Annotated in this window: 25 protein-coding genes; 15 read left to right on the forward strand and 10 right to left on the reverse strand. The window is 44.3% G+C overall.

Translation table 11 applies throughout. The features are described 5' to 3' along the window. Nucleotides 1-10 precede the first annotated feature (10 nt). Complete coding sequence (locus CHH48_RS14820) at nucleotides 11-1735, reverse strand: ABC transporter substrate-binding protein (RefSeq protein WP_095219935.1); 1725 nt, start codon at nucleotides 1733-1735, stop codon at nucleotides 11-13. A gap of 103 nt (nucleotides 1736-1838) precedes the next feature. Between CHH48_RS14820 and CHH48_RS14825 the strand changes: the two genes are divergently transcribed. The 4 genes from CHH48_RS14825 (at nucleotide 1839) to CHH48_RS14840 (ending at nucleotide 5291) form a co-directional block, all read left to right on the forward strand. After that, a complete protein-coding gene (locus CHH48_RS14825; protein ID WP_095219936.1) occupies nucleotides 1839-3113 on the forward strand; it encodes an MDR family MFS transporter in 1275 nt (424 codons plus the stop codon). 64 nt (nucleotides 3114-3177) lie between these two features. After that, complete coding sequence (locus tag CHH48_RS14830) at nucleotides 3178-3684, forward strand: LURP-one-related/scramblase family protein (RefSeq protein ID WP_095219937.1); 507 nt, start codon at nucleotides 3178-3180, stop codon at nucleotides 3682-3684. A gap of 81 nt (nucleotides 3685-3765) precedes the next feature. Then, nucleotides 3766-4683, forward strand: a complete 918-nt coding sequence (locus tag CHH48_RS14835; protein ID WP_095219938.1) for a helix-turn-helix transcriptional regulator — start codon at nucleotides 3766-3768, stop codon at nucleotides 4681-4683. An 80-nt stretch (nucleotides 4684-4763) separates the two neighbouring features. Then, nucleotides 4764-5291 carry a DinB family protein gene (locus CHH48_RS14840; RefSeq protein ID WP_095219939.1) on the forward strand — a complete coding sequence of 176 codons (528 nt, stop codon included), beginning with the start codon at nucleotides 4764-4766 and terminating at the stop codon, nucleotides 5289-5291. Between the two features lie 83 nt (nucleotides 5292-5374). On the opposite strand, the gene CHH48_RS14845 is transcribed toward CHH48_RS14840, so the two are convergent. Next, nucleotides 5375-6832 (reverse strand): NAD(P)H-binding protein, encoded by a 1458-nt coding sequence (locus CHH48_RS14845; RefSeq protein WP_095219940.1) that lies wholly within the window; start codon nucleotides 6830-6832, stop codon nucleotides 5375-5377. A 96-nt stretch (nucleotides 6833-6928) separates the two neighbouring features. Continuing rightward, a complete protein-coding gene (locus CHH48_RS14850; protein WP_176466465.1) occupies nucleotides 6929-8815 on the reverse strand; it encodes an FUSC family protein in 1887 nt (628 codons plus the stop codon). 240 nt (nucleotides 8816-9055) lie between these two features. Here CHH48_RS14850 and CHH48_RS14855 point away from each other — a divergent pair, with 240 nt between their 5' ends. Continuing rightward, nucleotides 9056-9748, forward strand: a complete 693-nt coding sequence (locus tag CHH48_RS14855; protein WP_095219942.1) for a DsbA family protein — start codon at nucleotides 9056-9058, stop codon at nucleotides 9746-9748. Further along, nucleotides 9748-10152: a disulfide oxidoreductase gene (locus CHH48_RS14860; protein WP_095219943.1), complete on the forward strand. Its 405-nt coding sequence runs from the start codon at nucleotides 9748-9750 to the stop codon at nucleotides 10150-10152. Before CHH48_RS14855 ends, CHH48_RS14860 begins: the two co-directional genes overlap by 1 nt. Nucleotides 10153-10188: 36 nt before the next feature. On the opposite strand, the gene CHH48_RS14865 is transcribed toward CHH48_RS14860, so the two are convergent. From CHH48_RS14865 to CHH48_RS14875, 3 genes are all read right to left on the reverse strand, one after another. After that, nucleotides 10189-10893: an LrgB family protein gene (locus CHH48_RS14865; RefSeq protein ID WP_095219944.1), complete on the reverse strand. Its 705-nt coding sequence runs from the start codon at nucleotides 10891-10893 to the stop codon at nucleotides 10189-10191. Beyond that, nucleotides 10890-11270 carry a CidA/LrgA family protein gene (locus tag CHH48_RS14870; RefSeq protein WP_038557742.1) on the reverse strand — a complete coding sequence of 127 codons (381 nt, stop codon included), beginning with the start codon at nucleotides 11268-11270 and terminating at the stop codon, nucleotides 10890-10892. The genes CHH48_RS14865 and CHH48_RS14870 overlap by 4 nt, the downstream gene beginning before the upstream one ends. 123 nt (nucleotides 11271-11393) lie before the next feature. Further along, nucleotides 11394-12260 carry a LysR family transcriptional regulator gene (locus CHH48_RS14875; RefSeq protein WP_095219945.1) on the reverse strand — a complete coding sequence of 289 codons (867 nt, stop codon included), beginning with the start codon at nucleotides 12258-12260 and terminating at the stop codon, nucleotides 11394-11396. Nucleotides 12261-12357: 97 nt separating this feature from the next. Between CHH48_RS14875 and CHH48_RS14880 the strand changes: the two genes are divergently transcribed. Continuing rightward, nucleotides 12358-12828, forward strand: coding sequence for a GNAT family N-acetyltransferase (locus tag CHH48_RS14880; protein ID WP_095219946.1), 471 nt, complete (start codon nucleotides 12358-12360; stop codon nucleotides 12826-12828). A 13-nt stretch (nucleotides 12829-12841) separates the two neighbouring features. On the opposite strand, the gene CHH48_RS14885 is transcribed toward CHH48_RS14880, so the two are convergent. After that, nucleotides 12842-13951 (reverse strand): NAD(P)/FAD-dependent oxidoreductase, encoded by a 1110-nt coding sequence (locus CHH48_RS14885; protein WP_095219947.1) that lies wholly within the window; start codon nucleotides 13949-13951, stop codon nucleotides 12842-12844. Between the two features lie 126 nt (nucleotides 13952-14077). Between CHH48_RS14885 and CHH48_RS14890 the strand changes: the two genes are divergently transcribed. From CHH48_RS14890 to CHH48_RS14900, 3 genes are all read left to right on the forward strand, one after another. After that, nucleotides 14078-15436, forward strand: coding sequence for a TrkH family potassium uptake protein (locus CHH48_RS14890; RefSeq protein WP_095219948.1), 1359 nt, complete (start codon nucleotides 14078-14080; stop codon nucleotides 15434-15436). Between the two features lie 91 nt (nucleotides 15437-15527). Then, nucleotides 15528-16025: an Lrp/AsnC family transcriptional regulator gene (locus CHH48_RS14895; RefSeq protein ID WP_176466466.1), complete on the forward strand. Its 498-nt coding sequence runs from the start codon at nucleotides 15528-15530 to the stop codon at nucleotides 16023-16025. Then, nucleotides 16022-17197 carry an aminotransferase gene (locus tag CHH48_RS14900; RefSeq protein ID WP_095219949.1) on the forward strand — a complete coding sequence of 392 codons (1176 nt, stop codon included), beginning with the start codon at nucleotides 16022-16024 and terminating at the stop codon, nucleotides 17195-17197. The genes CHH48_RS14895 and CHH48_RS14900 overlap by 4 nt, the downstream gene beginning before the upstream one ends. Before the next feature lie 34 nt (nucleotides 17198-17231). On the opposite strand, the gene CHH48_RS14905 is transcribed toward CHH48_RS14900, so the two are convergent. Continuing rightward, the gene (locus CHH48_RS14905; protein ID WP_095219950.1) at nucleotides 17232-17582 is read right to left on the reverse strand and encodes a DUF3846 domain-containing protein; all 351 of its coding nucleotides are present in this window, start codon (nucleotides 17580-17582) and stop codon (nucleotides 17232-17234) included. 60 nt (nucleotides 17583-17642) lie between these two features. After that, nucleotides 17643-18752, reverse strand: coding sequence for an NADH-dependent flavin oxidoreductase (locus CHH48_RS14910; RefSeq protein ID WP_095219951.1), 1110 nt, complete (start codon nucleotides 18750-18752; stop codon nucleotides 17643-17645). 163 nt (nucleotides 18753-18915) lie between these two features. On the opposite strand from CHH48_RS14910, the gene CHH48_RS14915 reads away from it, so the two are divergent. The 3 genes from CHH48_RS14915 to ptsG all read left to right on the forward strand — a co-directional run bounded on the left by CHH48_RS14915 (nucleotide 18916) and on the right by ptsG (nucleotide 22638). After that, nucleotides 18916-19410 carry a hypothetical protein gene (locus tag CHH48_RS14915; RefSeq protein ID WP_095219952.1) on the forward strand — a complete coding sequence of 165 codons (495 nt, stop codon included), beginning with the start codon at nucleotides 18916-18918 and terminating at the stop codon, nucleotides 19408-19410. 126 nt (nucleotides 19411-19536) lie between these two features. Continuing rightward, nucleotides 19537-20379, forward strand: a complete 843-nt coding sequence (gene glcT / locus CHH48_RS14920) for a glucose PTS transporter transcription antiterminator GlcT (protein WP_095219953.1) — start codon at nucleotides 19537-19539, stop codon at nucleotides 20377-20379. 162 nt (nucleotides 20380-20541) lie between these two features. After that, nucleotides 20542-22638, forward strand: coding sequence for a glucose-specific PTS transporter subunit IIBC (ptsG, locus tag CHH48_RS14925; protein WP_095219954.1), 2097 nt, complete (start codon nucleotides 20542-20544; stop codon nucleotides 22636-22638). Between the two features lie 36 nt (nucleotides 22639-22674). On the opposite strand, the gene CHH48_RS14930 is transcribed toward ptsG, so the two are convergent. Next, nucleotides 22675-23034: a winged helix-turn-helix transcriptional regulator gene (locus CHH48_RS14930; protein WP_095219955.1), complete on the reverse strand. Its 360-nt coding sequence runs from the start codon at nucleotides 23032-23034 to the stop codon at nucleotides 22675-22677. Between the two features lie 138 nt (nucleotides 23035-23172). On the opposite strand from CHH48_RS14930, the gene CHH48_RS14935 reads away from it, so the two are divergent. Together CHH48_RS14935 and CHH48_RS14940 are read left to right on the forward strand one after the other, a co-directional pair. Next, nucleotides 23173-24372, forward strand: coding sequence for an MFS transporter (locus tag CHH48_RS14935; RefSeq protein ID WP_095219956.1), 1200 nt, complete (start codon nucleotides 23173-23175; stop codon nucleotides 24370-24372). Next, nucleotides 24350-25177, forward strand: coding sequence for an aldo/keto reductase (locus CHH48_RS14940; RefSeq protein ID WP_095219957.1), 828 nt, complete (start codon nucleotides 24350-24352; stop codon nucleotides 25175-25177). The genes CHH48_RS14935 and CHH48_RS14940 overlap by 23 nt, the downstream gene beginning before the upstream one ends. Nucleotides 25178-25216: the final 39 nt, after the last annotated feature.

The raw sequence follows: 25216 nt of genomic DNA on the forward strand, positions 1-25216 counted from the left end.
CCCAGCCTCTTTATGCCAATTTATCAACCCACAGCTTACGGAAATTCGGGTGGCCGAATCCGGTAAGCTCAAAATCCTGCAGGAAAGAAGTGTGAGTTCGTTCTTTAATCGGATGGTTTTGAAATATAATTAGTCTTTCCTCATGGATATAATTTTCGATTGATTCAGCGATACGACTTCGTTCATCCTTCGTTGGTCCTTGTTTATATTGTTCTAAGTATGCGTCGATTGGATCTAAATGGGCGCCGAAGTAAGTTCGGAAGAGCAGGGCCTCATTCTTAAAGGCGCCGATAAAAGAAAGCTCGCGATCAATGTTAGCCACTTCTCCCAAAAAGGTCATATCAAATGCAAGCATTTCCTCTTTGTTATAAATGCTGTCCAAATTATATTCAATGAGTTCAAGCGCGATATTATATTTTGCTGCTTCCTGTACAAGCCATTCTGCTTGGATAAAAGCTGATTTATGGCTGAGAACGCCAACCTTCAATATTTCGCCCTGATATTTCGATTGAGCCAGAGCTTGCAGCATTTCCTTCGTGCTTTTTCTTGGGGGAATAGATTTTTCGGTAAAGAAGCTGCTTGCAAGCTTCAGCTTGCCGAACTGCTGCTCCAAATTTAATTCATCAAATACCCTTTCTGTATCGACTAGGTGATACATCGCCTCCCTGAACAATCTGTCTTGGATGATGGAATCCCTATGAAAGTTAAATCCGAGGAAATGAAATCCTTGTTGTATTTCGTAGTGAGATTGCATCGGTCCCTGCTGATCGGGCAAAGTGTAATTTACTTTCTTTTCACCAGGCTTGATGCGCCACATCTCGACTCTATCCAGAAAAGGCCGCATATGAAAGTAGGAAGGGAAAACATCAAGTACAAGTTTTTGCTCCGTTCTTTCCTTCAATTGATAAGGTCCGGTTGCAACCCATTCATATTCATTGAACATTACATCTCGGGGAAGAATTGCCATGCTTACACTCGCCATATAACGAAGGAAAAATGGATTTGGTTTGGCTAGCTGGAAACGGATGATATAACGATCAATCACTTCTGTCTGCACTACATCACTAACGAGCCAATAATAAGGTGAATCCGGTTTAAAACGGTCTATTGTATAAGCTATATCCTCTGACGTCATCTCCCGCATGTGATGAAAAAGGACTCCTTTTCGCAAATAGAAAACCCATTCGGTACTATCTTCATTTGTTTTCCAATGATGGGCAAGGTGGGGATGTACACTGTCTGTTTCCTGATCATAGATAACGAGTGTGTCGCTAAGCTGCTCAATCAGATGGCTTTCGAAAGTAATCGAGCTTGCGCAAGGATCGAGCGTCGTAATCGGTCGGTTGAAAACGGTACGAAGTGTATCTTGCCCTTCCTGTTGCTGGTAGCCAAAAAGCTGCTCCAGTTCCGTCATATGGGTATACCAGTGACGAGGGATCGGCAGCTGTAAGAGCTGGAACAGTATAGTGGGCTTGTCTTCTTGAATACAGAATTTCAGACACTTTTCTACGTCTTCCCGGAAGTCGCTCGGAAATGAAAGGGATGAGCTGCGTCCTCTGCCGCGTCCTGGCTGATAAAGGAGTTGTCCGAGCTCCTCTAGTTTCTTCAGTTTACGGATGACATGCCTCCTCGTGCATTGCCAGATAGCTTCGATTTCATGCAGCGTACACGACACTTGTCCGTTCGTTTCTCTCTCGTATAAATGGGCACGTAACAGGTAGTAGCTAATATCCAACGGGTTTCCCCCTCCTAAAAGGTGACATCTTTAATAGAATTATACACTTTTTACCTCTTTTCAACTTCTATATAATGGAAAAAAAGAGAGAGGGGGAGCAGAAATGTTCAGAAGTCTGCATCCGAATATACGAATACGAATTTATACTTCATTTATGAGTCGCATGATTGGCAGTATGATTTTCCCGTTTATGGCGGTTTATTTTGTGCAAGAAATGAATGCGACAATAGCAGGGGTACTGATGATGGTCAATGTTGTCATTCAGTTCCTGGCAAGTCTTTATGGCGGACACTTAGCTGACCGAATCGGTAGAAAGCAGATGATGGTAATTGGTGAAGCGGCTAAAGCTCTAGCTTTCATCGGAATGGTGCTTGCTAATACACCAAATTTCACTTCTGCTTCAGTCACCTTTGCCATGCTGATGGTAATTAGTATTGCCAGCGGAATGATCATGCCAGCCCAAGAGGCGATGCTGATTGATGTGAGTACACAGGAAACACGTGCTTATATGTATGCGATCAACTATTGGGCAAACAATCTGGCTATGATGATTGGTCTTACGATAGGTGGCTGGCTGTTTCAGGATTATATGTTCCAGCTGCTTCTCGGATTAGTGGTGATGTCTGTCATCACGATGGTAATTACAATTATGTTCATCCAAGAAACATATACAGTTCGTACGGCGGTTGGAGAAAAGAAAGACCTTGGGTTAAAATCCTTGTTTCAAAGTTACCGCAGTGTTGGCAAAGACAGAGCCTTCTTGCTGTTTGTACTTAGCGGCATTGCTATCCTTTCGCTTGAGTTCCAGCGGAGCAATTATTTGACGGTTCGCATGGAGAAAGACATCGCAGAGATGGGCATGTCTATTTTTGGCTTCAGTTTATCCATAGATGGACTGCGTCTGGTCAGTCTTCTGACTGTGGAAAATACATTGTTGATTGTGCTCTTCACAGGTTTGGTCACCAAACTGATTAAAGGGCATAATGAGCGCCTGGTCATGTACACAGGCTTTGTCCTGTTCGGCATAGGATTTGTCATTATGGCTGTCAGTAATAGCCCATTTCTATTGGCAGCAGCAGTTCTGATCCTATCCTTAGGTGAGCTGATGTATGTCCCAACAAGACAAAGCATGCTGGCTGACATGGTCGATGATACGAAACGCGGGACATACATGGCTTTCCATGGCTTTGTGTTCCAATTCGGAAAGCTGATTGGCGCAGGAGGCATTATCATGGGAGAGTCGGTCGGCAAGTATGGTATGGGATTCAGCTACATGGTCTTTACACTGCTTGGCATCTTGTTCTGTGAAATGGCATTGCGCCAGCGGTATGCGAGTGTCGAGCGTGCAGTACCGAAGGAAAAAACGAAACTTATTTAGAATTTGGAACTAAAGCTTCCGTACCTTCGTATGAAGGAAATAGAGAATTTGCGGAGGTGTGGCAATGGGGACATATTATATTAAACAAAAAGTATTCAGCTTCAAGGATAGCTTTTCGGTATTCGACGCAGATCAGCAGGAGGTTTATCGTGTCAAAAGCAAACTTTTTTCCCTGCAGGATCGGTTGACGATCACTGATCTGAATGATCAGCCTCTTGTTGAGATCAAGCAGCAGCTAGCTTTTTTGAAGCCAAGATATATAATTGAAGAAAATGGCCAACAAGTTGCCGAAGTGACGAAGAACTTCACCTTCTTCAAAGCTAATTTCTCGTTGAAGCCGCAAAATTGGAGTCTGGATGGTGATGTTTGGTCGCATCAGTATACGTTGACGGATGGGAATGAGCCGTTGATGCATGTAACGAAAAAGTGGTTCACCTGGGGCGATACGTACGAAATGCAGATAGAGGATGAATCTCATTTGCTTACTTATATCGCTGTCATGATTGTACTGGATATGGTCTTGCACAATAATAATGGTTCCTTCTCGATGGATGGAGGAGGCGGCGAATAAAGGGGCAGCACGTGATGTGCTGCCCCTTATATTTTAGAGAAACGCTTAAAAATTCGAAATCGGATAAAGGGAGGAATACACATGAAATTGGAGCGTTTGATTTCTATAATCTACAAACTTTTGAACAACGAAGTTTTGTCTGCTTCTATGCTAGCTGAAGAGTTCCAAGTTTCCCCAAGAACTATCTACCGGGATATAGATGTGATTTGTGCTGCAGGTATCCCAGTTGTATCGTATCAGGGAAATAAGGGTGGTTATGGCATAATGGACGGATACAAGATGGACAGAAGTTTGCTCGGTTCATATGATGTTGATTCCTTGATCACTGTGCTCAAAAGCCTTGCCACTGTGTTTGAAGATGAGCGTGCACAGGGAACCATTGAGCGCCTGCAAACAATTGGGAAGGAGCATCAGAGTCAGAATCTCTCGGTGGACTTTGAAAGCTGCCGGACGGAGCCGGAGGCACTTCGCCAACTGCGCTCTGGCATCATGGAGCGAAAGGTTGTCCGCTTTGATTATATCAATGCACAGAATCAACGCACCACTCGTGATATGGAACCATTGCAGCTTCATTACAAGTATAGCAATTGGTACATTAATGGTTTTTGCCGAAATCGACAGGGTTATAGGGAGTTCCGATTGTCCCGGATGCTGGAGTTGTCTTTGACAGAGGAAACGTTTCAGCCGCATGACGAAATGCAGAAAGAAAATCTTACTTCTGATAATGTAATGGGAAATAAGGTGTCTGATGTGGTAATAAAGGTCAGGCAGGAGGCATTGGCGGAAGCATTGGATCAGTTTCACCAAGTTGATAAGCAATTTCATGTTGATGGCAGCATGACGATGAGAATCCCTGTTTATGAGCCGCTAAAAGCACGATGGTTATGGTCAATTCTGCTGAGTTTCGGGAGCGGAGTCGAAGTTGCCGAGCCGCTGGGCCTGCGAGTCATTCTAAAAGAGAAGCTGCAAAACACAATTAAACTTTATGAAGAAGTATGACAGACTGCTGTCATACTTCTTTTTTTATAATGTGATGAGAAACAACCTAAATCTAGTTATATCAAAAGGAGAAGATACGAATGAATCATCCAGAACAAATGTATACCTACCATTATTGGGCCAATCAAACCCTCTTGAACCGGATCAAGGAGCTCCCAGCTGCTGTGCTGCGCGAAGAAGTGAACACCTCATTTCCGACTATCGCCCAAGCTTTTGGTCATATCTATGCAGTGGAAAGTGTCTGGTATCAGGTTTTAAATGGTGCTCGTATGCAGGATGCACTGGAAATGTGCATGCCACTTGAAAAGGAGACTCTTCAGCATTCTGCAGATCAATTTGCAAACGACTTCGCGCAGTTAGCAGAACAATACCGAGAATGGTTGCGAAGCCAGGACGACCTGGACCGAACTATTCTGCTTGAGAACCCATATGCTGGCACACGACACACTCGGTTATCAGAAATTGTACTGCATGTAGTCAATCACGGTACCTATCACCGGGGCAATGTTTCTGCAATGCTGCGCCAGTTGGGCCACGCTTCTACGATGAACGATTATTCACTCTTTTGGTATCAGGAGGCTGGGGACTCAATCAATCTCTCGAAATAGTAAATGTAATGTTGATACACAGTGTAAGCAGCCTCTTAGTATAGAACCTTCAAAAAAGGCAGCACTTGATGTGCTGCCTTTTTTCAATGCTGTGCCGCAAGCTGCGGTACTTGTAAACAGGGCTGCGATTTATGGAGGATCAGACGCTCGAGGTGTTTCCGATACAAAAACATAACAAGCATATGAATAGGAGCTTGGGTATATTTATAGACGAACCAAGGCAGAGACGGCAAGTATTCATGTATCGCAACGACCATCTCCTGTTTTCCTGGTATTTGCCGAAATTCGATTCGGCCCCGCTGGCTTTCCTTTACATTGGCAAACAAGCCGCCAGTGATGTAATACAATGCTCGATGGGCGGTGCTTCTTTCTTTAGCATAAGACAGGATCAGCAAGGGGTGCTTGGTAAAAGTCAAAAAGATCTTACAATTAAACTGATCATCAATCTCTGTCCGAACAAAAGGACGGAGTGATTCGGATACCCAGCTCATGTAATGCTTCGCTGCCCAGCCTGCGTCCTTACCGGAAGGGATCGGCATGCGCTGTACAGACCGAACATCCTGACGTGGCGGAAGGGAAGGAAGCATTGGCTTCTTGCTATGCTTGGAATCTTTACTCTGCTTCTCTTCTTCCATGGCCGTCCTGGCCGCTTCATCAAAGGAAATCTGACCATTACTGATGCCCTCCACGTAGTGGGAAGGCTGCGCAACCATTGGATGTGACAGGCTCTCGATCAGAGGGTAGACTGTCTCTTTTGGCATACCGCTGATGAGTTTTACCCATAGTCGGGAGAGCATGACAGTAGGGAATGGTACATTAAAGCTGCGTAGCTTTTTACCCATTACGCCCGCAAGGTGTTCAAGCATTTCCTTATACGTCATGACTTCTGGGCCGCCGACATCTATAGCTTTATCAGCAACGTCTTTATTCCCGACACTTTTTTGTAATGCTGTTAATACATCAGCTAGCGCGATTGGGTGTGTCTTCGTCCTTGTCCAGCTTGGCAAGACCATGACTGGCAGTCGTTTGACCAACTTTTCAGCAATCGGGAAAGAAGATCCCTTCGGACCTACGATTAATCCTGCTCGAACTGTCGTCACAGGTACGCCGTAAGATCCAAGTATCTTCTCTACTTCCAATCGGCTGCGAAGATGACGGGAAAGTTTTTCATCCGGCGGGATGATCCCGCTTAGATAAACGATTTGCTTCACGCCGTTTTTCTTGGCAGCTTGGGCAAAGTTATCGGCCAAGATGACATCCATATCCTCAAATCTTGCCTGGGTGAGCTTTGCAGAAGGGCTCATCGAGTGGACAAGGTAGACCGCGATATCAGCTCCTTGAAGACCTTTTTCGGTATCGATCTGGGAAAATAAATCACAAGACCGCCATGTTACCTGGTCTGTGTTTTCCCGCTTGTCACCGCTGCGTGATAAGGCGATGATATCAAAACGCTCTTTCAATTTATCCAATAGATGACTGCCTATGTAGCCGCTCGCCCCCGTCAAAGCGACGACCGGGCGTTTTTTCTGATCTGTTTGCATGATGTACCGCTCCTGTCTTCTTGTTCTTTGTGTATAATCGTACCCTTCTTTCTCGTGCCTGTAACACAAAAAAACCTTCTCTGTCGTCAGAGAAGGTCAATTAGGTGCGAGCTTGGCCGCATCTTTTGTTTTGTGAAGCTGTGTAAGAGCAGACTGCAGCTGGTTGAGCTCCCGCTGTAAATCGAGCTCCTCGTACTTTTCAAAGGATACTGGCTGTCGAGTTGAAAGACTGGTCATGATGCTGCCGAGCTGGTTCTGAATTGCATCATATTGAGTTTCCGTTAACTTATCTTTGTTCTTGCGGAGGGACATGAGCAGATAACCTGCATGCTGCGTGTGCATGATGGCCGGCCACAAAACTTCAGCCTGCTGCTGGGAAGCCGAGAAATCACCAAGGCTTCTATCATATGCAGCTCGCAATTCGATCAAATTGTTCATTAATTTTTTTGTATGTCTTTTTTCCCGATCTCCTGAATGAATTGCACGGAGCAGCTCCTGCATATTCAGGATTGTTTCTTTCAGAATGATCGGGAGGAAGCGAGTATGGATACCTCGCCATAAAAGCAATACAGCGAGAATAGCAATCAAGCTGCCGACAATCGTATCGACGACCCTTGCTGTTACGAAATAGCTGACAGTATTGCCTGGATTCATTGTCTCTACCAGTACAAGGACAAGTGGAGCAATGAACATGTTAGCAAAAACGTAGTTGCGTACTATCACTAGTTCCACACAGAGCTGCAGCAGACCAACAACAAGAATCAGGTAAATGCCGGACGGTTCTAGTGATAAAATCAGTCCACCTATGAGGGTACCAACGATGGTGCCAAGTGAGCGCTGGATTGCCCGATGAATAGTGAGTGTCGTGTTCGCCCCGATAAGTACAGCAGCACAGGCTACAGGTACCCAATATGGGCGGTTAAATCCCAGGCTGTGCGCCAGTAGCGAAGCAATCATAATAAACAGTCCATAAAATAAAGCGTGCCGGACGGTAATGTTTTTACGTGAAAGACCATTTCGAAGCACACTCCAAGCAGACTCTGTCTCGACATGGACAGCTTCCTCAGCAGTTGCTTTGGAGGAAAGTTCATATGCCTGCTCCAATTCAAGCTGGAGATTGCGTACTACTGACTGTTCAGAATTTGTATATGCAGGCCAGTTGCCTTTTGCATCTTCGAGTGCATCGATTACTGCAGTCAGCTGATTTTCTAAGGATTTTCGCAAATCTGATGAGAGACTGTCATTATTGAGCTGTGTCAATGTATAGAAAATATCTGCAGCTAGCTCATGTAAACGCAGCGCAGCTGGCTGCCTTTTGGATGCATAGATAATTCGGTCGGCTTGCTTTAACGTCAGGACGGTAAGGTGCTGCATCTGATAGAACGATGGTGTCCCAATGGATTGCAGCATTGTCATAAGCTGTCTGTAGGATTTGACCAGAACTTGTTTTTCGTGGTTCTTTTTTGTCCAGAGCCAGCTTGCCATGGCAAGAAGCCAAGATAGTGCTCCTCCAAGCAAGACGTATAATCCTCGTTCCCACGCACTATGCGGGTCTAGTGGCAGCCCTGTAGCCATGCAAAATATTAAAACGAAGAACATCGGCCCTGGTATGAGAAGCTGCAAAGTGTTCAGGACGTAAAAGGCAATTATGCCAATGATACCTGCGACTATAGAAAGCACAATTGTATACGGAGCAAGCAGACTTCCAAGCACCATAGCGGCAGCTAGACAGATAGCGACTGCAGCGAGCTTCTTGGCTCGTTGTTTATACGTTTCTGTTCCTATATATAAGAATGTAAAAGCGCCGAGCGCAGCTGAAAATCCATGGATGATGTCACCTAACAATAAACCAATCAAAATTGGCAGACAGGTGGCGAGGCCAGATCCAATTGCTCGATTCCAAGGATAGGCAGCCGATCTGACACGTAATGCATCACGCAGATTAAGTCGTGCCGGTGCCTGCGGTAAATGATATTCCTTCAAGTAAATCCCTTCTTTTCTTTCCGTGATACCCATAAAAAAAGGCCATAATCAGAACTATTATATTGTAATGCAATTCACAAACTAATTCAAACGGGTGAAGTATTAAGTGGGAGACTTGCGCATAAAAATACCTGTAATCAAATTTGTTGCAAGGCATCCATTTTTACTTTTTAATGTTATGATGTTATGTGATAGAAGAAATCTATCATCTTATTTCTGTAATAAAGGAGCGATAGTGAGATGGCAAAAAAGAAGAAATCCGCAGGCAATACATCAGGAGCTGCTTCTAAAGCATCTAAGGTCATTGTTTGGGTTGTTTTGGCGATTATCCTTTTAGTAGTAGCACTGGTCCTCATTAATAATTATACAGGGTCTTCCAGTGATGAGGCGCAGGATATCGACTACAGCAGTCAGCCTTTCCTTGGTGATGAAAATGCCCCGGTTAAAATAGTTGAATTTGGCGATTACAAATGTATCCACTGCCAAGAGTTCCACCATAATAATTTCCCGGTAATCGATCAGGAATTGATTGAAACTGGTAAGGCTAGCTTCTACTTCATGAATATGCCGGTCATTAATGCAGACTCCGAGAAGGGTGCAGAATTCAGTGAGGCAGTTTACCAAGTACTTGGAGATGATGGATTCTGGAAATTCCACGATGTTCTCTTCGCGGAAGATTTGAATACAAGCTTCACTGATGATTTCCTAATGGACAAGCTTCGTGAAGTAGTCAGCGATGAAGAAGCTGAAGAGGTATTGCAAGTGTATCAGAATAATGGAACCGATGATGCCGTTTCAACAGATACAGAACTTGCGGATGATCTTGGTGTGCAAGGTACTCCAACAATCTTCGTAAATGGGAAACTATTCGAAGGTCAAGATATGAACGACTTGATTGATATGGTGGATGAGGAAACGCAGGAGGCGAACTGATGAATAAGAGCCTGTTATTTGCCTGGATAACTGCAGTCATTGCGATGCTGGGCAGTCTCTATTTCAGTGAAATTATGAAATTCGTGCCTTGTACGCTATGCTGGTATCAGCGGATTCTCATGTATCCGTTAGCCATCATACTAGGTATCGCATTTTATAAAAATGATGTTCGAATTTATAAGTATGTGCTGCCGCTTAGTATTCTCGGAGTACTTATTTCAGGTTATCATTACCTGCATCAAAAGGTACCCGCTTTACAAGGAGCCAGCCTCTGTTCCAGTGGTGTACCGTGCTCGGGTCACTATATCAACTGGCTCGGATTCATCACGATTCCATTGCTTGCATTCACCGCTTTTGTAATCATCACAGTAAGCATGTTCATTCTTCGCAAAAAACATGCATAAGAAAAAGCATTTGCCATTTTCGGCAAATGCTTTTTTTCATAGGATGGTGATTTGCAGCAAGGAAGGTATGAGCAAGCCTCCCCAAATCAATGTCATACCGGCAGCCATAATCATGCCGATAGTCGAGAACGTACCTTCTTGCTCTCCATATTCCATTGCTTTGTTTGTACCAACTCCATGAGCCCCCATTCCAAGTGCTAAGCCGCGAGCAACAGGGGATTTAAGTGCCATCAGCCGAATGACATACGGGCCGATGATACCGCCTGTCACACCAGTAACGATAACGAAAACGGTCGTCAAGGTCGGTAAGCCACCAATCGTTTTCGATACTTCAATTGCGATCGGAGTTGTAATGGACCGAGGCAGGAGGCTGATCAGTAAATCGCCATTGAATCGCATAACTAGACTCAAAAGCAGGGAAGAACTGATTGCTACCAATGTACCGGCTGCAATACTAGTTAAGATGATCATGATATTTTTTCGTAACAGAGGAGCATGTTTATAGATGGGAATCGCAAAGGCAACAGTAGCTGGTCCAAGCATATGTGTCCAAAGACTAGAAGATAAGGCATAATCACTTGGCTGCAAATGAGCCAGCTGGATAATACCGATAAGAATCAAAGGACACAACAGCAGAGGGTGGAAGAATGGCATGGGCCATTTTTTGTACACAACTTTTGAGGCGCGGTAGATGACGTAGGTTACAATGGTGCCTATTAAGATAATCAGTGCGGTAGTCATTGTGTGTGTCCTCCTTTTCTTTTTCTTCTATACAGTTTCTCAGCAGTGAATCCAGTAGCGGCCATCACGATGAAGGTGCTGATCAGAATCAGCAGCACTGTCTCCAGACCTTGCCAGTTCAATATTTCTTTATAATTCAGGATACCGACAGCTGATGGGACAAAGAAAAGCAGAAGTTCAGCCAACAGCCAGCCCCCTGCTTTCTCGATCCATTCCAGTTTGACGATGCCTGCAAATAAGCTTAGTAATAACAAGACCAGACCTACAATGGAGCCTGGTACCGGAAGAGATAATATATGCGCTAAGCCGACACCGGCAAAATAAAATACGTGAATGATCGCTAGCTGAGAAAGCATGGTAATCGTTTTTCGTACCATATTTCTTCCTCCTAACAGAAAGTTATCATAACTATTTTTATTGATAACTCCATCATACTGCGGTCTCACGTATTCGTAAAATACATATATATTATATTGTGTATAACTTATAGTTATATCGAATTAAAGGAAAAACTCAATAAAACGTCTTCCGGCATAGGAAATGTATTTGTCCTTTTTGGTGATGATTGCCAAGTTCCAAGGAATAGACGGTGTTATATCTATAATGCGGATATCAGCGTTATAGGTACGATTACAAATGGATTCAGGAAGCAGGCTGACTCCTAAGTTAGCAGCGACCATTTCACTGATGAAATCCCACTGCGCGCTTTTGAAGAGGATATGCGGTTCAAAGCCTTCCTCGATGCAGCGTTTTCGCATAATATCGTGTAAAGCGAATTCTTCATTATAAAAAATAAAATCTTCATCCTTCAATTCCTTCAGCTCAACCAATTCTCGATCTGCTAGCGGATGCTCCCGATGCACCATCAGCTTCATATCTTCCTCAACAATTGGATAATAATTGAACTCCGTTTCATCAAGGGGCAAAACAGCAACACCAAGCTCGAATTCCCCTTCTTCTACTGCCTTTACGACACGGGCGGCCCCGTATTCGGTAATATTAATCGTGACATTCGGATAGGTCTGGTGGAAGCGAGCCATTACCTTAGGAAAGAAGAGACTGCCGATGATAGGCGGAATCCCGATAGTGACAGCTCCTTGTTTCAGATCAGTAAGATCTTGAAGGGTCGTTTGCATCTCATCCAATTGGGCCAGCACTTGCTGACCATAGGTATGGACTACTTTGCCCGCATCGGTCAAGGTAGTGGATTTGTTCGTACGTTTGAATAAGGTGATACCGAGTTCTTCTTCCAGACTCTTGATCGTTTTGCTGAGGGCGGGCTGAGATACATGCAAGCTTTCTGCTGCTTTCGTTAGCCTCTTCTGTTTCACAATTTCGATCAGATAGCGCAGCTGCCGTAATTCCATAAGCAATACCGTCCTTTCTTAAGTTCAAGTATACCCATTTCTCTATAGATGGAAAATGCTATAATACAAGCAACAACTGATAGAAGGAGTTCTTTTGATGGGATATGAGATAAAATCATTAACAGCAGATGATGCGTATGCAGTATTGCATTGGCGCTATTCCCCGCCATACGACCTCTATAACCTAACCTACACGGAAGGTGCAGTCATGATGCTCATGGTCGGTGACTATTATGGGGTATATGAAAACGGGAACCTGCTTGGATATTTCTGTGTTGGAGATGATGCACGTGTGCTTGGCGGTGACTATAGTAACCATGCCTATTTGGATATCGGAGTCGGGATGGTACCAGAAAAGACCGGACAAGGAAGTGGCTCGCAGTTTTTCACTGAAATTTTGAATTGGATTAAGAAAAACATCGAGCAAGACCAATACCGGCTTACTGTAGCTGCTTTCAATGAGCGTGCTATCCACCTTTATGAAAAGGCTGGCTTCCGGGAAATCAATCGTTTTAATCGGGAGTCTGATGGCTTACGGTTCCTAATTATGACAAAGAGCCCATGCTGAACATGGGCTTACTTTATACTAACGCACTTACCGGATTATAAGCAGAAATATCGATATCGGTTTCTTGTCCTATTATCAACTTCGTGAGCTGAGAGGCAACAAACGGTCCCATTGTAAGACCAGATGCGCCCAATCCATTCATTACATAAAGATTTTGATGCTTTGGAAGGCGGCCGAAGACTGGAAGAAAGCCAGGTGTAAATGGCCGGAAGCCAACCCGCGTTTCAGTCAGCATAGCTTCAGCTAATTCAGGCGCAAGCTGCATAGCTTTGCTTAGCACTTCATGCACGCCGCCAGCAGTGATTTTTGTATTCATTTCGTCATCATTCTCGTGTGTGGCTCCAGCCACCATCCTGCCGTCTGGGAAAGCAAGCAGGTATTGATCGTTGGGCGGTATAATAACTGGCCAGTCTTCTGTTTGGACAGCATCAAGCTGTAAATGGCAAATTTGTGCTTTCTGGAAGCTGACTTGCAGTGAATAGCCTAACGGTTCTAGCAGCTCCTTTGCCCAAGCGCCGGCTGTGACTACAACCTGATCGGGTATCCATTCTTCATCGCCGGCTGTGACGACAATTTGTCCTGCAGTCATCGAAAGGTGAGCATCAGCTGAAACGAAACGAGCGTTGTATTTCTTAGCAGCCCGATGCAAACTATTGCGTAAAGCCCGGCCATCGACACGAGCAGCTCCGCTAACGTGTACGGCACCAAATCCTGGTGCAAGTAATGGGAAAATCTGCCGTACATCATCTTCTTCTAACATCGTGATGGCTCCCATTTCCGGAGCGTCGTCTCTGCGTTTTTCTGCACGTTTCTGCATGGCTTCTAATTTCTTGGGATCTTGATGCAAGCTTAAGGCACCTACACGGGCATAGCCTGTTTCCTCTTCGCCATCAATCCGAAGTTCCTCAATAATCTCCGGGTAATAGCGAGCCCCGCCTTTGGCTAGCTGATACCAATCTTTGTTGCGCCGCTGAGAGAGCCATGGACAGACGATTCCGGCTGCTGCGTCTGTCGCTTGTCCTTGGTCAAAACGATCGATAACAGTTACCTGCATGCCTGCTTTGGCAAGTTTATAAGCGGTAACAGATCCAGCTATTCCTGCTCCAATAATTGCTATATGCATGTCGAACATCCTTTTCTTCATTTAGCTACAATATACCATAGCATATTCACCCTTTTTTCAGTATTATAATCGAATGATATATAGTATAAGTGAGATGTAAAATAAGATAAAAGGACTTGGGTAGACATGGCGACTAGAGGTGGGAAGCTGTTTCACCGTATAAAAATCAATCCGCCGCAATTTTTTGCGCTGGGATTTCTCCTGTTGATCGCATTGGGTACGATTCTTCTAATGCTTCCGATTGCGACAGCAGATCGGCACCATCTTTCTTTTATTGATGCGCTATTCGAGGCAACTTCAGCTGTTTGTGTGACAGGGCTGGTAGTGGTCGATACACAGACCACTTTTACTTTATTTGGGCAAATTGTACTGTTGTGTCTTATCCAGGTAGGCGGATTAGGGTTTATGACGCTTACGGTATTCATTGCATTGCTTCTTCGCCGCAATATAAGCTTTGAGGAGAGGCATCTAGTTAAAGAATCACTCAATCAGGATTCGTATCAAGGAATTGTCACGATGGTACGGTTTGTTCTCTTATTCACTATTATTTGTGAAGTGATTGGAACGATTATTCTCGGGATTCACTGGGGAGATGAGTTTGGCTATCCGAAATCTTTCTATTACGGACTCTTTCATTCAATATCCGCATTCAATAATGCCGGATTTGATATTATGGGAGATTTCAGCAGCATGACTGCTTATGTTGATGATCCGATAGTCAATCTTACGTTGACAAGTCTGCTGTTATTAGGAGGAATCGGCTTCATTGTCGTAGCTGATATCTTCCAGAAGAGAAAAACAAGAAAGCGGCTGACACTTCATACGAAAGTTGTTCTATGGATGTCTGCTGTACTTGTCGTTAGCGGGACATTATTAATCTTTCTATTGGAGTATGGTAACCCAGCTACTATCGGAAATCTGTCATGGAATGATAAACTATTGGCTTCCTATTTCCATGGTGTAGTTCCGCGGACTGCTGGTTTCAATTCGCTGAATACTGCTGATTTGACATTAGGATCACAGCTGGTAACAATGGCGCTTATGTTTATCGGTGGCGGAACTGGAGGAACAGCAGGCGGCATTAAAGTTACTACCTTTGCCATATTGCTGTTTGCGGTATGGGCACTGATAAAAGGGAAGCAAGAAGTGAATATTAGAAATCGGCGGATACCGGGAGATTTAGTGTTCCGAGCTTTTTCAATCACGACATATTCTGTTCTCCTTGTATCGCTATTCGTATTTTTGCTTGCGATTACCGAAAAAGGTGCTGCACTGAATTATATTGCGTTCGAAGTGCTTTCTGCTTTCGGAACGGTCGGGATGTCACTTGGACTTACACCGGATCTATCAGAATCCGGCAAGATCCTGCTATCCATTCTCATGTTCATGGGCCGTGTTGGACCGATTACCATCGCGTTTGCATTAGCTTTCCGAATCAGGAAGACTGCCGTGCGAAATCCGGAAGAACGGATCATCATCGGGTGATATGTCGATGGTGTAATCGTTTTCGGTTTCTCAATTCTTTGTTTTCAGATAAAATAGAATTACATCATTAGGTATTAGAGGAGTGACAGACTTGGATAAGAAAGAGATAGAAATACTAGAGCTATTAGAGAAAAACGGAAGAATGAACGTACATATGATAGCGCGGATGGTAGAGCTGTCCGTTGATGAAGTAGATGCTGCTATCAGTAAATTTGAGCAAATGCAGATTGTCCACGGCTACTCAACGCTAATTGACTGGACGGAAGTGCGTGGTCATGAAGGTGTTACTGCTATGATCGATGTAAAAGTAACACCTATCAGAGGCAAGGGATTCGATGATGTAGCAGAGCGTATTTATCGTTTCCCGGAAGTGAAAGCTGTCTATTTGATGTCAGGTGCATACGATTTGTCCGTTTCAGTGGAGGGCAAAACGATGTCGCAAGTGGCGCGCTTTGTATCTGAAAAGCTGTCCACATTGGACACTGTTATCTCGACGACCACTCACTTCATCCTGAAAAAGTATAAACATGATGGCATCATCTTCGGTGAGGATGACAATAATGATCGCAGAATGCCGGTGAGTCCATGAGTCTGGATACGAGCCGCTTCATTGCGGAGCATGTCGATGCATTAAAACCATCTGGGATTCGGCGCTTTTTCGACTTAGCTTCTACAATGGATAATGTCATCTCCTTGGGGGTTGGTGAACCAGATTTCGTCACACCGTGGAATGTTATTGAAGCAAGCTATCACTCGCTTGAGCAAGGGTACACAGCGTATACAGCAAATGCTGGACTGTTGGAATTGCGGGAACTGATTTCCGATTATCTCAAAACAACATACTCTGTGACATACCGCCCTGAGGATCAAGTGATTGTGACGGTAGGGGCCAGCCAGGCAATCGATATTGCTTTACGGGCTATCCTCAACCCAGGTGATGAGGTTATCATTGTCGAGCCATGCTTTGTAGCTTATGCTTCGGCCGTTTCATTGGCAGGAGGCGTACCGGTCTCTGTCGGGACGAAGGCGAAGAACGGCTTTAAGCTGCAACCGGAAGAATTGGAAAATGCGCTTACGTCAAAAACAAAGGCAATCATCCTATGTAATCCGAATAACCCGACAGGCACTATGTTGAACCGGGAGGAGCTTTTGCCAATTGCAGAGCTTGTGGAAAAACATGACTTACTCGTCCTTTCTGATGAGATATATGCAGAGCTAAGCTATGAAGCTGATTACGTAAGCTTCTCCAGTTTACCGAATATGCAGGATCGCACGATTCTCATTTCCGGATTCTCTAAATCATTTGCGATGACAGGCTGGCGTCTCGGTTATGCTGCAGGACCTGCTGAACTGATCCAAGCAATGACAAAGATTCATCAATATACAATTATGTGCGCACCGACGATGGCTCAATACGGCGCAGTTGAAGCACTGCGCAGCGGATCTGCCAGTGTAGAGCATATGAGAAAAAGCTATCGCCAGCGTCGGAATTTTGTAACGTCCGCCTTCGAGGAAATGGGCTTGATGACGAACAAACCGGGCGGAGCTTTCTATATCTTCCCATCTATTAAAGAAACCGGCATGAGCTCCGAAGCTTTTGCCGAAGCATTGCTGATTGAAGAAAAGGTTGCCGTTGTACCTGGAAGTGTATTCGGGGAAAGCGGAGAAGGTTATATTCGCTGTTCTTATGCGACTTCGATGAAGCAGCTGACAGAAGCGATGAAACGGATTAAGCGTTTTGTTGAAAAGCAGCAAGCATAAAAAATACCCTCTCATGTGAGAGGGTATTTTTCGTCTATTCATTTAATAGAAGTCTATCCCGACCGAATTGGAACCATTCTTTAACAGCTTGTTTCTGATCCTTGTCAAGGCTAGTCAATCCTTTTTCAGATTCTGCTGCGAATACAGCATCACCGTATAGTTTGCCTAGTTCATGAACGTGGTCATTGTGACGCTGGAAAATAGTGAAGTTCAACGGATCATTTTCCGTAGCACTTTCATTGCTTACGACAACAATACCATCAACCAATCTTGTCATGATGGGTGAGCCGCCAACAAATTTTTGAATGCCTTGGGGATCAGATGGTACAGACTTTGCAGCGAAGTCTCTTTCTGGTTTTAATACTAATGCTGAAATTTTTGCCATTTGGGCTCTCTCCTTCGAATGCTTTTATTCCATTAAAGCATAATAGGATGCGCTTCGCTATTACTCTGCTTTTGTCGGAACCCAGCCTTTTGTTTGCAATACGATATTCCAAAGCGTTTCTGTTAAACCGTGGTGATCCGCGCGGGCAGGATCGATCAGACGGATGATTTCATCTTCACGTCCTTCTTTAAGCTTCGTTGCGAATTCTGGATCAATTAACAATTCACGGCCTAAAGCAATCAGTGGGACACCAGTCGCTTTCGCTGCGGCTGCGTCTTCAGCGGAATACAAGGATCCTACGCCGATCAATGGTATTTTGTCATTGATTCGTTCTTTGATTAAATCGATACGTTTTGCATTTGTATCAGCACCGCGTCTTGCTGTGGAATGGAAGTCCATCAAAGATACATGCAGGTAATCTAATGGTTTTTCTACAAGTGCATCAATTAATTCGAACGTTTCTTTCATCGTCAGTCCAGGTGTTTCCGGTTCTTCTGGAGAGAAGCGGTAACCAACGATAAAGTCTTTTGAACCATGCTTTTCTACAGCTTCCGTGACTTTGTCGATGATAGCCAATGGGAAGCGTAAACGCTCGCCCCACTCATCATCACGACGATTGGAGAATGGAGAATAAAACTGCTGAATGATATAGCCGTTTGCACCATGAATCTCTACGCCATCAAAGCCAGCTTCGATAGCACGGCGAGTAGCTTCACCAAAATCTTCTACGATTTGCTGCACCTCAGCAGTTTCCAATGCGCGCGGAGTAGCTGCTCCTTCTTTTTCTACAGCGCTTGGGGCAACAATATCTCCATTAGGCACAAGATCAGCAACTGCTTCACGTCCGCCGTGGTGTATCTGGATGATCGCTTTTGCTCCTTCAGCCTTGATTGTATCTGCCTGCTTTTTCAAGCCGGGGATATCTGTATCATGGGCAACGGAAGGCTGTCCAGGAAATGCTTTTCCACTATCAGATACATTCGATGCAGCAGTGATAACCAAGCCGATATCCTTGGAACGCTGTGCGATATATGGAAGTTCCTGATCAGAAATCGTTCCATCAGGATTGGAAGAGTAATGTGTCATCGGAGCGAGTACGAAGCGGTTTTTCAACGTAACGCCATTTGGTAAGGTTAAACTCTCGAAAAGAGAAGCGTATTTTTCATTCACGGGAAATATTCCTCCTTTGTATGGACTATATTCTAGAGACTTGTGAAAAAGGTAGCAAACAAAATGCTCATTCGTAAGCGAGTTATTATTTGTAACAGGCATCTGCAAAAAATCTGCGGCCATGCTATACTGTTGGAACAACAAAGACAGGAGCAACGATAGTATGTTGAACAAATATGATTATTATTATGGTGCCTTCCTTTCTAAGCTTGTATCCATGCAGATTGTTCCTGCCCTGATCGAGGAAAGTAAGGAACGACGGGTTTACCAGCTGGAAACAGGTTCGAATCGGATGAAAGTATATTCCAAATACGCGACAAGTTCGACTAATACGTGGAATTTCCGCTTCTCGGATGAAGAACGAGAACGTCTGCTGCAATGGTCTGATGAAGAACGACACCAGCTGTTTGTGCTGATATGCAGTAAGAAAGATCTTCTTGGCGGAGAAATCGCAATCCTGACATTCGACCAGCTGCTTGCGTGTATGGATGTACGCGAGAAATATAAAGAAGCCAGCTGTCGAGTTGCTATCAGAAAAAAGAAGCATAGCCCTTTCCTTTATGCATATGGTACTTCCCGCAGCTTGGATGATGCCTTGCCACTAACGCGTAATTTCGCGGATTTATTATTGCATACATCGTTACCAGAGCCCGTATAAAGAAGTGTATAGCAGAAAATAGCTATACATTTTTTCTATATTAGGAAAGAAAGCGGATTCAAAAAGTTACACAAAGGACTAATTATCTATTACAATATCGTTATGAATAATAAAAGGAGATAGTCTATGGGGAATTCCTTTTCTGTCCAAAAGGTATTGAACAATAATGTACTCATTGCTGAAAATGAAGCGGCGAAAGAAGTCGTGCTGATCGGTAAAGGAGTTGGTTTCGGGAAGAAAGCAGGTAGCCTCCTTGCGGAAGGTACTTTTGAAAAGCTATTTGTCCTTCAAGATGAAAAGGAGCAAAACAGCTACAAACAGATGCTGAATCATATCGATGAAGAACTTGTTGCAGTAATGAATGATGTGATTTATTTAATAGCAAAACGGATGGAGCATCCGTTGAATGAGCATATCCACGTCGGATTGACGGACCATCTAGCTTTTGCGATGAAACGGCTGGAACAAGGCTTGGATATCAAAAATCCTTTTGCTGTGGAAACAAAATTCATCTATCCAAAAGAATATACGGTAGCTAGTGAGGCAGTGTCATTATTAAACGAACGGCTCGGTATTGAGCTTCCAGACGGGGAAATCGGTTTTATCGCCTTGCATATTCACAGTGCCTGTATCAATCAGCCAGTAGGAGAGCTAAGTCAATATACAAGGCTTATCGCCCAGATGTTCCAGGTGATTGAGAAGAGTTTAGCCATTACAGTGGATCGCGAAAGCATCAATTATATAAGACTTGTCCGTCACTTCCGATTTGCAATTGACCGGATAAAACGGGGAGAGGAAGTCCGGGAGCCGGACAAGATTATGACCCTATTGAAAAATGAATACCCGCTATGCTATAATACTGCTTGGAAGCTAGTCAAAATATTACAGCAAACGTTAAAACGTCCAGTGCAGGAAGCGGAGACGGTCTATCTCACTTTGCATCTGTACCGTTTGACCAATAAATTATAATGTGCATTACATTTATACGTGTAACTGAACTGATCAGGCATGAGGATAAAAGGATGCGCAAGAAGAATCTTATTCTTTTTGTGTAATATTCTTTATCGCTCATGTCTTTTTTATTAACTAGTTTGTAACCGTTATCAACCGTGAAAATCGGAGGTTAAGAAGATGAAAAGTGCTTTTGGTGTTTTGCAGAAGATTGGACGGGCACTTATGCTGCCTGTTGCGATCCTTCCTGCTGCCGGTATTTTGCTGGCATTGGGTGATGCATTGCAGAATCCGGATTTGATGGGGAATGTCGGCTTTTTAAACAGTGCTTTGGTGCAGCTCATTGCTTCTGTTATGCAAAGTGCCGGCTATATCGTATTTGATAACTTGCCGCTACTATTTGCGGTGGGTGTTGCCATTGGACTTGCGAATGGGGATGGTGTGGCAGGTATAGCTGCCATCATCGGTTATCTGATCATGAACGTGACGATGAGTGCGGTGCTCATCGCTAATGGCAGCATTCCGAAAGATGCTGGTGAACAAGCGGAATTCTTTGCGGGGAATAATCCGGCATATACGTCGACGCTCGGAATACCGACGCTCGCCACAGGAGTATTCGGCGGGATCATTGTCGGTGTCCTGGCAGCCATTATGTTCAATAGATTTTATAAAATTGAATTGCCGCAGTATCTAGGATTCTTCGCCGGAAAGCGTTTCGTTCCAATCGTGACATCTCTTGCTGCATTGATGCTCGGTCTGTTAATGCTTGTTGTCTGGCCGCCAATTCAACATGCATTGAATAGCTTCTCGAGCGGCCTGTTATCTTCCAATATGACACTGACAGCCTTCATTTTCGGTGTCATTGAGCGGGCGTTGATTCCGTTCGGATTGCATCATATCTTTTATTCGCCGTTTTGGTATGAATTCTTCAGCTATACAAATGCGGCTGGTGAACTGATCCGTGGGGATCAGCGTATTTTTATGGCACAAATCAGAGACGGGGCAGAGCTGACAGCAGGTACATTCATGACTGGCAGATATCCGTTCATGATGTTCGGTTTACCGGCGGCAGCGTTGGCTATTTATCACGAAGCAAGCCCTGAAAGAAAGAAAGTTGTTGCTGGGTTGATGGGGTCAGCAGCACTGACTTCCTTCTTGACAGGGATCACCGAACCGCTTGATTTCTCTTTCCTGTTCGTAGCACCACTATTGTACGCTGTACACTGTGTATTTGCCGGACTTTCCTATATGACGATGTACATGCTGGATATTAAAGTAGGAATGACATTCTCCGGTGGATTCATTGATTTCTTCCTGTACGGAATCCTGCCAAACCGAACTGATTGGTGGCTGGTCATTCCAGTAGGGTTGGCTTTTGCGGTAATCTACTATTTCGGGTTCCGATTCGCTATCCGTAAATTCAACCTCATGACGCCAGGTCGTGAAAGAGGAGTGCAAGAAGCAACAAACGGAAGGAATGCTCAGACTGGAGGACTGGCGTATCACGTGCTTGAAGCGATGGGTACTAAAGAAAATATCAAGTATCTGGACGCATGTCTAACACGTCTTCGAGTCACAGTGAATGATAAAAACAAAGTCGATAAAACTGCACTGAAGAAACTAGGAGCAGCGGGTGTGCTGGAAGTCGGCAACAATATGCAAGCCATTTTTGGGCCGAAATCGGAAGGGCTGAAAGAGCAAATGCAGGATATCATAAATGGCAAAAATTCGAGCCCGCAAATTGAAGCAGCACATGCAGCAGAAGTCGGTAAACTGGTCGACGATGTTATAATAAATTCACTTCAGGATGATCTACATATAAAAGGATTTGTTATTCCAATGTCTGGTACACTTCGTTACTTGGAAGACGTACCGGATCTGGTCTTCTCTGAGAAATTGATGGGAGATGGCTTTGCAATCGAACCTGTCGATGGAACAGTTGTTTCTCCAGTTAACGGAAAAGTCATCAACATTTTTCCGACAAAGCACGCCATTGGTGTAGAAGCAGACACTGGTCGTGAGGTGCTGATCCACATCGGATTAGAAACAGTGAATTTGAAGGGTGAAGGATTCGAGGTCTTCGTGAAAGAGGGAGACCAGGTCACTGCGGGTCAAAAAATCGCGGAAGCTGACCTCGCAAGAATTCAACCACACGTCCCATCCTTGCTGACTCCGGTTGTGTTCACGAATCTGGGATCTGCTGAAAGAGTTGTTTTCCAAGAGGGAGAGCAAGTCAAAGCTCAACAAAAAAACAAAGTGAATATCGAAACATTGTAAGAAAAAACAGCTATAGCGATCATGCTATAGCTGTTTTCATTCGTTTAGATACGTCTTTTCCAGGTAGTCTTCTTTATTTCCATATACCTTGACGATATGGGATTCACCCCAGCTGCATAACGAGTCGAGAATGGTTTGTAAGCTCCAGCCATAATCACTCAGCTCGTATTCGACACGCGGTGGCAGCTCGTGGTATTGGATACGATTGATAATTCCATCTGCCTCCAGCTCTCGGAGCTGCTGAGTGAGCATTTTTTGGGAGATATTCGGCATAAGCCGCTTTAATTCGCTTGTCCGTCTCTTTCCATGTGTCAAATGGCAAAGAATAACGGTTTTCCACTTTCCGCCGATCACTTCAAGTGTTGCTTCCACACTAATATTATATTTCTTTTGCATCGTCTTCTCTCCTTATATAGGTACTAAATGGTGCCTATAGCACAAAAAAGTACGTACTGTTCAATATGAATCCCATACGACATAATAACATTACTCCGGCTGAGGCGGGAGATAAAAGAACCGGAAAGGAAATGTAATATGAAAGGAAAACAAACCTTTGCCTTGATCGCTTTGGCTATTACAGCATTTGCGATCGGCACAACAGAATTCATCAGTGTGGGTCTGTTGCCGTTGATTGCGGATGACTTTCACTCATCAGTGCAGGCGGCCGGGCTTACAGTGTCCCTATATGCCGTCGGGGTCGTTGTCGGTGCTCCGATCCTGACACCGATGCTTTCCAGTATACCGAAAAAGAAGCAGCTTCTATTGGTTATGCTTGTCTTTTTAATAGGTAATAGTATTGCCGCTATGGCTCCTAATATGTCTGTTTTACTGACCGCACGTTTCATCTCAGCACTTGCACACGGCGTATTTATGTCTATCGGCTCGACAATTGCTGCTAGTTTAGTTCCGCCAAATAAGCGGGCTGGAGCAATAAGTATCATGTTCACCGGACTTACGGTAGCGACTATCACGGGAGTTCCATTCGGCACATTCATCGGTCAGCAGCTTGATTGGCGAATTGCTTTTCTATTCATCGTAGTTATTGGAATTCTCGCTAGCTTGGCTAATCTGGCATTGCTGCCAAATACGCTGCCTAAAGGCGTCAAAGTAAGACTAAAAGATCAAACTAGCCTCTTACGATCAGTACCTATCGTACTTGTACTTCTTATTACGGCACTTGGCTATGGCGGTACATTCGTTGTCTTTACGTATTTGTCACCACTTCTGCAGCAGATAAGCGGCTTTCAGCCAGGGACTGTGACTTGGCTGTTGCTAGTATATGGTGTGGCGGTAGCGGTCGGAAACATTGCTGGTGGCAGGCTTGCAAATAGACGGCCTGTTCATGCTTTATTTTATATGTTTGCCATACAGGCAATTGTACTTGCAGCCTTATACATCACGCTGCCTGTCAAGGGACTTTGTTTGCTGTTTATTCTTCTCATGGGGTTGTTCGCATTTATGAACGTTCCGGGTTTGCAGTCGTATATCGTTGTGCTTGCCGAACGGCTCGTGCCACAGGCGGTAGATATAGCTTCTGCATGGAATATTGCAGCTTTCAATGCTGGAATTGCCCTTGGATCCTATTTGGGAGGAGTCATTACGGAGCGGCTCGGTCTGATTCATACAAGCTGGTTGGCTGCAATCATGGTTGCTGCAGCAGTTGGTTTAACAGCTATTTCGAGAAAATTAGAAAACAAAGGAGTAATATCTCATGAAATCAGTAAAGCTCAATAACGGCAATTCTATGCCGATGCTAGGATACGGTGTCTTCCGTGTAGAAGATGGAGAACAACTAGCTGATAAAGTCTATTTTGCTATCGAGCAAGGCTATCGCAGCATTGATACAGCTGCTATTTACGGAAATGAAGCAAGTGTCGGCCAAGGGATTAACCAGGCCATTGAAGCAGGATTAGTGAAGAGAGAAGATTTGTTTGTCACCTCTAAAGTGTGGAATGCAGACCTGACGTTTGAACAAACGAAAGCAGCTTATCAAGAGAGCCTGGAGAAAATGAAGCTTGAGTATCTCGATCTATATTTAATCCATTGGCCTGGAAAAGATAAGTTCTTAGAAGCCTATCGTGCACTAGAAGAGTTATATAAAGAGAAGAAAGTAAAAGCGATTGGTGTAAGCAACTTCCAAGTACATCATCTGGAGGAACTACTAAGTACCGCATCTGTCGTACCAGCTGTGAATCAGGTAGAATTCCATCCGCGCTTGATCCAAGCAGATCTGCGTGCATATACGAAGAAAAAGGGTATTCATTTGGAAGCATGGTCTCCGCTTATGAATGGAGAGCTACTGGCACAGCCTTTACTTGAGGAGCTTTCTGCTAAATACGGGAAGTCACCGGCTCAGATTGTGCTTCGCTGGGATATTCAGCATGATGTCATAACGATACCAAAATCAATGACAGACAAACGTATTATTGAAAATAAGGAAGTCTTCGATTTCGAAATTCAACTAGAAGATATGGAACGTTTGGATCAATTGGATGATGGTACCCGTAGCGGGCCGCATCCGGATGAATTCGATTTTTAATGAAAAGAAAGGCAGCTGTCTTAGCGCAGACAGCTGCCT

Source organism: Terribacillus saccharophilus (genome assembly GCF_002272075.1).
Lineage (GTDB): Bacteria > Bacillota > Bacilli > Bacillales > Amphibacillaceae > Terribacillus > Terribacillus saccharophilus_A.